At 72.8% G+C, this 7,698-nt stretch carries 7 protein-coding genes; 5 read left to right on the forward strand and 2 right to left on the reverse strand.

The annotated features are described in order from the left end of the window. Window positions 1-128 precede the first annotated feature (128 nt). Together ACZ56B_RS26125 and ACZ56B_RS26130 are read left to right on the forward strand one after the other, a co-directional pair. Window positions 129-512 carry a hypothetical protein gene (locus tag ACZ56B_RS26125; RefSeq protein WP_468795417.1) on the forward strand — a complete coding sequence of 128 codons (384 nt, stop codon included), beginning with the start codon at window positions 129-131 and terminating at the stop codon, window positions 510-512. A gap of 267 nt (window positions 513-779) precedes the next feature. Continuing rightward, complete coding sequence (locus ACZ56B_RS26130) at window positions 780-1,169, forward strand: hypothetical protein (RefSeq protein WP_468795420.1); 390 nt, start codon at window positions 780-782, stop codon at window positions 1,167-1,169. 143 nt (window positions 1,170-1,312) lie between these two features. Here the strand turns inward: ACZ56B_RS26130 and lysS are convergent, their stop codons facing one another. Beyond that, window positions 1,313-3,064, reverse strand: coding sequence for a lysine--tRNA ligase (gene lysS / locus ACZ56B_RS26135; protein WP_468795423.1), 1,752 nt, complete (start codon window positions 3,062-3,064; stop codon window positions 1,313-1,315). A gap of 151 nt (window positions 3,065-3,215) precedes the next feature. Here lysS and argS point away from each other — a divergent pair, with 151 nt between their 5' ends. Further along, entirely contained in the window at window positions 3,216-4,991 is a 1,776-nt protein-coding gene (argS, locus tag ACZ56B_RS26140) for an arginine--tRNA ligase (RefSeq protein ID WP_468795426.1), read from the forward strand. A gap of 82 nt (window positions 4,992-5,073) precedes the next feature. On the opposite strand, the gene ACZ56B_RS26145 is transcribed toward argS, so the two are convergent. Further along, window positions 5,074-5,529 carry a peptidoglycan-binding domain-containing protein gene (locus ACZ56B_RS26145; protein ID WP_468795429.1) on the reverse strand — a complete coding sequence of 152 codons (456 nt, stop codon included), beginning with the start codon at window positions 5,527-5,529 and terminating at the stop codon, window positions 5,074-5,076. Window positions 5,530-5,803: 274 nt separating this feature from the next. Here ACZ56B_RS26145 and ACZ56B_RS26150 point away from each other — a divergent pair, with 274 nt between their 5' ends. Beyond that, window positions 5,804-6,646, forward strand: coding sequence for a peptidoglycan-binding protein (locus ACZ56B_RS26150; protein WP_468795432.1), 843 nt, complete (start codon window positions 5,804-5,806; stop codon window positions 6,644-6,646). After that, a complete protein-coding gene (locus ACZ56B_RS26155; protein ID WP_468795435.1) occupies window positions 6,643-7,572 on the forward strand; it encodes a helix-turn-helix domain-containing protein in 930 nt (309 codons plus the stop codon). The genes ACZ56B_RS26150 and ACZ56B_RS26155 overlap by 4 nt, the downstream gene beginning before the upstream one ends. Window positions 7,573-7,698: the final 126 nt, after the last annotated feature.

The following is a 7,698-nucleotide window of genomic DNA, read 5'->3' on the forward strand; positions in this document are numbered from 1 at the left end:
CGTGCCCCCCCCCCCCCCCCCCCCCCCCTCCGCCCCCCCACCCCCCCCCCCCCCCCCCCCCCCCCCCCCCCCCCCCCCCCCCCCCCCCCCCCCCCCCCCCCCCCCCCCGGCGCAGAAGGGCATCCCCCATGCTCACCTCCGTACCCGTCGGGTGGCTGTGGCTGCTGGCCGCGGCGTCCACCGTCCTGTCCAGTTGCGTCCTGGGCAGTTGGATCCCCCTGCGGAAGTTCCGCATCGCCTATCCGGTGATCATGGTCGCCGGCGGCGCGGTCCTGGCCGTCGTCTGCCGGCTGAAGGACATCGGTCCGGCCGGGGCGCTCGTCATGTACTCATGTGCCCACATCGGCCTGACGCTCGGCCTGCTCCCCCTGCGGAAGCTGTTCAAGGAGATACTCGAGCGGTGGCGCAGGGGCGAGGCCACGGACCACCTCGAGGTCCCGCGCCGGCACCTCGCCTTCTTCGCCGTCTGTCTGGTCGGCGTCTCGCTCCTCGGCTTCGCGCTGACCCGCTGACCCGCGTACGGAAAGCCGCCCCGGCAGCCCGGGCCCCGCGCCGCGGGCCGCGGGCCGGCGGACAGGAGCGGGCCACCACCGGGACCGCCCACCAGACGCAGGAGACCACGGCACCGGCGCCGTCCGCGGGAAGTGACCGGAAGCGAGCACGGACCGGTGGCAGCGGTCCGGGCGATCGGCGACCGAGGGAAACCACTGGGGGGCCCGGAGGGACACGAGTATTTTCACGACAAGTACGCCGTATTCCGCCCGGAAGGACCAGCGCCCTTGTTCCTGTCCCTGCCCACCTACGCCTGGGTCCTCGTCGCGCTCGCCGTCACTCCGCTCCACATAGCCCTGATGCGCTGGTCCATGCCGACCCCGAAGGGCAAGAGGAGCGTCTCCTTCATCCCCCTCGTCCTCGGACCGGTTCTGCTCCTGCACGCGCTGGTGAAGGACTACTCCCTTTCCGTGTCCCTTTACTTGTACGCGTCCATTCTCCTCATGTTCCTCATCATGATCGTCCCGGTGAGGAAGTGGGTCACCGCCGACATTCTGGAGCAGGAGCAGAATCCGGACATCAAGGTGAAGCCGCACGGGCCCTCCGTGGCATGGATCGTCGTCTCCATGTTCGTCTCCATGGGAGTCGTGGTCGGGGTGTGGTTCTCCCACACCTGAGGACCGTGCAGCCCGACGCCCGCCGGCGCAGCCGGAGTCCGCGGCGCGCACGGCACCGGGCGGTCCGCGACGCGGGAACCGCACGGACGAGGGGGCGCCCCGGCCGGAACCGGGGCGCCCCCTCGTCGTGGGATCGCGGCCGCCTACTCCCCGAGCAGCGTCCGCACCCGGTCCTGCCCCACCGCGAGCAGCAGCGTGGGCAGGCGCGGGCCGGTGTCCCGGCCGACCAGCAGGTGGTAGAGCAGCGCGAAGAACGTCCGCTGGGCGGTCTTGATCTCCGGCGGCAGCTCCTTGGGCGTGGCGTCGGCGGAGAAGCCGGCCCGGACCTTGGGCACGCCGTAGACGAGGTGGGTGAGCCCGTCCAGCGACCAGTGGTCGGCGAGCCCGTCGAGCAGCAGCCGCAGGGCCTCGCGGTCCTCCTCGCCGAGCGACTTCAGCAGCTCGGCGTCGGGCTCCTCGCGGACGATGGTGCGCTGTTCGGCGGGGACGTGGGTGTTGATCCACGCCTCGGCCCTGTCGTAGCGCGGCCGGGCCTCGTCGAGCGAGGCGAGCGGGCGGGCCGGGTCGAGTTCGCTGAGGATGCGCAGCGCCTGGTCCTCGTGACCGGCGGTGATGTCGGCCACCGAGGCGAGGGTGCGGTACGGCAGCGGCCGGGGCGTCCTCGGCAGCTCACCGCTCGCCGTGCGCACCGCGCGGGAGTGCGCGGCGGCGTCGGCGGGCAGCGCGGAGCCGTCGGCGACCTTGGCGTCGAGCCGGTCCCACTCGTCGTAGAGGCGCTGGATCTCCTGGTCGAAGGCGATCTTGAAGGACTGGTTGGGCTTGCGGCGGGCGTACAGCCAGCGCAGCAGCTGCGGCTCCATGATCTTCAGCGCGTCGGCGGGCGTGGGCACGCCGCCGCGCGAGGACGACATCTTGGCCATGCCGCTGATGCCGACGAAGGCGTACATCGGCCCGATGGGCTGCTCGCCGCCGAAGATCCCGACGATCTGCCCGCCCACCTGGAACGACGACCCGGGCGAGGAGTGGTCCACACCGCTCGGCTCGAAGACCACGCCCTCGTAGGCCCACCGCATGGGCCAGTCGACCTTCCAGACCAGCTTGCCGCGGTTGAACTCGCTGAGCCGGACGGTCTCCGAGAAGCCGCACGCGGTGCAGGCGTACGTCAGCTCGGTGGAGTCGTCGTCGTAGGCGGTGACGGTGGTGAAGTCCTTCTCGCAGTTGCCGCAGTACGGCTTGTACGGGAAGTACCCGGCGGAACCGGAGCCGTCGTCCTCGGCGGCGGCGCCCGAACCCTCGGCGGCCTCCAGCTCGGCCTCGTCGACCGGCTTCTGCTTGGCCTGCTGCTTCTTCTGGTCGGCCGGCTTCGGCTTGGTCCGGTACTGGGCGAGGACCGCGTCGATGTCGTGCCGGTGCCTCATGGCGTGCAGGATCTGCTCGCGGTAGGCGCCGGAGGTGTACTGCGCGGTCTGGCTGATCCCGTCGAACTCCACGCCCAGCTCGGCCAGCGACTCGGTCATCGCGGCCTTGAAGTGCTCGGCCCAGTTCGGGTGCGCGGAGCCCTCGGGCGCCGGGACGGAGGTCAGCGGCTTGCCGATGTGCTCGGACCACGACTCGTCGACGCCGGCGACCCCGGCCGGGACCTTGCGGTACCGGTCGTAATCGTCCCAGGAGATCAGGTGCCGGACCCGGTACCCGCGGCGCCGGATCTCGTCGGCGACGAGGTGCGGGGTCATGACCTCGCGCAGGTTGCCCAGGTGGATCGGGCCGGACGGCGACAGCCCGGACGCGACGACGACCGGTTTGCCCGGGGCCCGACGCTCCGACTCCTCGATGACCTCATCCGCGAAACGGGAGACCCAGTCGGTGGTCTCGGTGCTCTGAGCCACGATCGGCACGTCCTTCTTTCTGCTGGGGCAGCCACTACGGTCGCACGGCTGACCGCTCCATTCTCCCAGGCCGGGCCGCATCCGCGAAAACAGCTTTTCACCGCGTGGGATACTCGGTTTCCGTAGCAGTCCACGAACCCGAGAGAACGGCAGCCACTCCATGGCCTCGGTCACGTCCCTCAGCGACTCCGTCCAGCAGCAGCTCGCGTCCGCCCTTTCGGCCACCCGGCCGGAGGCCGCCGGCGCGGACCCGCTGCTGCGACGAAGCGACCGGGCGGACTTCCAGGCCAACGGCATCCTCGCGCTCGCCAAGAAGGCGAAGGCGAACCCGCGGGAGCTGGCGGCCGAGGTGGTCGCGCACGTCGCCACCGGTGACGTGATCGAGGACGTCGCGGTGTCCGGGCCGGGCTTCCTCAACATCAGGATCGCGGACCGGGCGATCACCGGGAACCTGGCCGCGCGGTACGCGGACGACACGGGCCGCCTCGGCGTGCCGCTCGCCGGGCACCCCGGCACCACGGTGATCGACTACGCCCAGCCGAACGTGGCCAAGGAGATGCACGTCGGGCACCTGCGGTCCGCGGTGATCGGTGACTCGGTGGTGCAGCTGCTGGAGTTCACCGGCGAGAACGTGGTCCGCCGCCACCACATCGGCGACTGGGGCACCCAGTTCGGCATGCTCATCCAGTACCTGGACGAGCACCCGCACGAGCTGGACCACAAGGACGACGCGGACCTCCGGAAGTCCGGCGAGGAGGCGATGTCGAACCTCGACCGCCTCTACAAGGCCGCGCGCCGGCTCTTCGACTCCGACGAGGAGTTCAAGACGCGCGCCCGGCGCCGGGTGGTCGACCTCCAGGCCGGCGACCCGGCCACGCTCGCCATGTGGCAGAAGTTCGTCGACGAGTCGAAGATCTACTTCTTCTCCGTCTTCGAGAAGCTGGACATGGAGGTCCGGGACCCGGACATCGTCGGCGAGTCGGGGTACAACGACATGCTCGCCGAGACCTGCCGCCTGCTGGAGGAGTCGGGGGTCGCGGTCCGCTCCGAGGGCGCGCTGTGCGTGTTCTTCGACGACGTCAAGGGCCCGGACGGCAACCCGGTCCCGCTGATCGTGCAGAAGTCGGACGGCGGCTTCGGCTACGCGGCGACCGACCTGTCGGCGATCCGCGACCGCGTGTTCAACCTGAAGGCGGACACGCTGCTGTACGTGGTGGACGCCCGGCAGGCGCTGCACTTCAAGATGGTCTTCGAGACCGCGCGCCGGGCCGGCTGGCTGAACGACGACGTCAAGGCGGTCCAGCTCGCCTTCGGCACGGTCCTCGGCAAGGACGGCAAGCCGTTCAAGACCCGTGAGGGCGAGACGGTCCGCCTGGTCGACCTCCTCGACGAGGCGATCGAGCGCGCGTCCGCCGTCGTCCGGGAGAAGGCGCAGGACCTGTCCGAGGAGGAGATCGCCGAGCGGGGCGCCCAGGTGGGCGTCGGTGCGGTGAAGTACGCGGACCTGTCGACGTCGGCGAACCGGGACTACAAGTTCGACCTGGACCAGATGGTCTCGCTGAACGGCGACACGTCCGTCTACCTCCAGTACGCCTACGCCCGGATCCGCTCGATCCTGCGCAAGGCTCCCGAGGGCGTCCGTCCGGCGGCGCACCCGGAGCTGGCGCTGCACGGGGCGGAGCGGACGCTGGGCCTGCACCTGGACGCGTTCGCGGAGACGGTGGCGGAGGCGGCGCGGGAGTACGCCCCGCACAAGCTGGCGGCGTACCTCTACCAGCTGGCGTCGCTGTACACGTCGTTCTACGACAAGTGCCCGGTGCTGAAGGCCGGGTCGCCCGAGCAGGTCGCCAACCGCCTGTTCCTGTGCGACGTCACGGCCGCCACGCTGCACCGGGGCATGGCGCTGCTGGGCATCCGGACGCCCGAGCGGCTCTGACGCCCCGCCCGCACACGGCACGCGGCCCGTCCTCTCCCCCGGAGGGAGGACGGGCCGCGCCGGTTCCCGAGGCGGGATCAGGTCAGCACAGCGAGGCGCAGCTGTTGGCGAACCGCTTGAACGCGGCCTGGGTGCCGGAGCCGGCGACACCGTCGATGGCACCGGTGTAACCCCAGTGGGCCTTGAGCAGGCGCTGCAGGGCCTTCACCGTGCCGCTGCCGACGATGCCGTCGATGGCGCCGGTGTAACCCCAGTGGGCCTTGAGGTTGCGCTGGAAGGCCTTCCAGCTGTTGGGGCCGAGCTGGCCGTCGATGGCGCCGGTGTAGCCCCAGTACGTCCGCAGCCAGCACTGGGCGTACTTGGCCTGCGTGGTGCTCAGGCCGAGGTTGACCACCGCGAGCGGTGCGACCTCGGCGCTCGCCGTCGCCTTCGTGTCCTGCGCGGGTGCCGCGACGGCGGTGCCCGCGACCGCCAGGCTTCCGGCGGCGATCCCGACGGCGGTCGTGAGTCCGACGAGGGTCCTCGTCATGGCTCGCATTCGTCTCCCCCTCCAGTGGACGGCGCCGGCCGCGGCGGCCGGCTCGGCAACGACACTGGCGGACCGGGGGCGGGGACCGCCATGTTTGCCTCAGAAGTGACGTCATCGTGGGACGCCGCCTCTTCCGGCCTGCGGTGACGCGCCCCGCCGGGACGGCGTCCCGGGACGGCCGGTGGCCGGATCGCCGTGGGTGCGGGAACCGCCGTCCCGGGCCCGCCGTGGATGTTGTTGCAGAATGCGGCGGGGGACGGGACCACGCGAGGTGGGGGGAGACATGTCGCGATGGAAGGGACTGCCGCCGGAACTCGACCCACGGCTGCGGCGCCTGGTGGTGTCCTTGCGCCGGCTGAAGGACCACAGCGGCCTGAGCCTGCGCCAGCTCGCCGCGAAGACGGGGTACAGCACGTCGTCCTGGGAGCGGTACCTGGGCGGCCGGTCGCTGCCGCCCCGGGAGGCCGTCGAAGCGATCGCCTCGGTCGCCGGTGAGGACCCGACCCGGTTGCTGGCCCTGCGGGACGTCGCGGCCGCGGCACTGGCCGGCGAGCGGACGGACGCGGTGGACGCGGTGGACGCGGTGGACGCGGTGGACGCGGTGGACGCGGACCCGTCCCCGCGGACGACGGCGGCGCCGGGGGAACCGGGTGACGGGTCGTCGGGCACCGGGCGACCGGAGCCGCCGCGCGGCCGTTCCCTCCGGGTGGCGGTCGCCGCCGGTGTCGTGGCGGTCGTCCTGGCGGCCTCCTCGGCGGTGGTCCTGATCGCCCGGTTCGCCGCGGACGAGGGGCGCGCAGCGTCGCCGTCCACCCCGTCGACCGCACCGGCCGGGGCGGCGTCCGCGTCACAGGCCCCCTTCTACACCTGCCGGATCGAGCGGGTCGACGGCCGCTGGTACGCGGGGCTCAGCCGGACCCGGGACGCGATCCTGGCGAACGGGCACGCGGGGGCCGAGGTCGCCGAGGCGCAGTGCCTGCTGCGCAGGACGGGCCACCCGCCGGGTGACATCGACGGCATCTACGGACCACTGACCGAACGGGCCGTCAAACGGCTGCAGCAGGAGGCCGGCCTGGTGGTGGACGGCATCGTCGGCCCGCACACCTGGGGGGCCCTGCGGAAATGACCCCCTCACCCGAGCGCGCGGAGCTGACCGCCACCCTCAGGGACTTGAAGCGCCGCACGGGTCTGAGCCTGACGGGCCTGCAGGAACGGACCGCGTTCAGCAAGTCCTCCTGGGGCCGTTACCTCAAGGGGGACGTGCTGCCGCCCCGCGAGGCCGTGCGGGAACTGTGCCGACTGGCGGGCGAGCCGGCCGGGCGGTGCCTGGCGTTGTGGGAGATGGCGGAGGCGGAGAGCAGCGGCCGGGCGGCGGCACACGTCCCGCCGCCCGGCCCGTCCCGGCCTCCCGCCGCCCCACCGCCCCCGGCGGGACCACCACCGCGCGACGGGCCCGGCGAGCGCGGCGGACGCGGCGAGCACGACGGGTCCGCCGAACCCGGTGGACACGACGGGCACCACAGTCACAGCAGTCACGGCAGACGCGACGGGCGCCGGCCGTGGCACGTCGCCGGAGTGGTCGCGGCCGCGCTGGCCGTGGTCCTGGCCACGGCGACGACGGCGCTCCTGCTGTCCCCGGACCGGCCACCCGGGGACGCGCACGCGCCCTCCGCGACCGGCGCGGCCCCCTCCTCCCCGCGGCCCCGCTGCCAGGGCGCCTCCTGCGAGGGCAGGGACCCGATGAACATGCTGTGCGGCTCCCGCCCGGACACCCTCGGCTCGTACCGCACCACCGCCGGAGCCGGCCTGGAGCTGCGCCACAGCCGCGGCTGCGGGACCAGCTGGGCCCGCATGTGGGGCACCGAGGTGGGCGACCGCATCGAGATGACCGCGACCGGTCCGGTCCGCTCCGCCGAGGTGACGGACGCGCTGGACGCGCGGGCCTACCTCTACACCCCCATGACGGTGACGCGACCGGGCACGGTCGTACGGGTCTGCTTCCGTCCCGCACGAGGGTCCGGGCGGGAGTGCTTCGAGGCGACCGTGCGCTGATCCCCGGCCGCACGGCCCGGGCCCGGGCAGCGGTGGGGGGGGGGGAGGGGGGGGGGGGGGGGGGGGGGGGGGGGGGAGGGGGGGGGGGGGGACGAGAATCCCTCTATCCCCTCTCCCTCCCTTTCC

It is taken from the genome of Streptomyces sp. NPDC034670 (assembly GCF_055574875.1).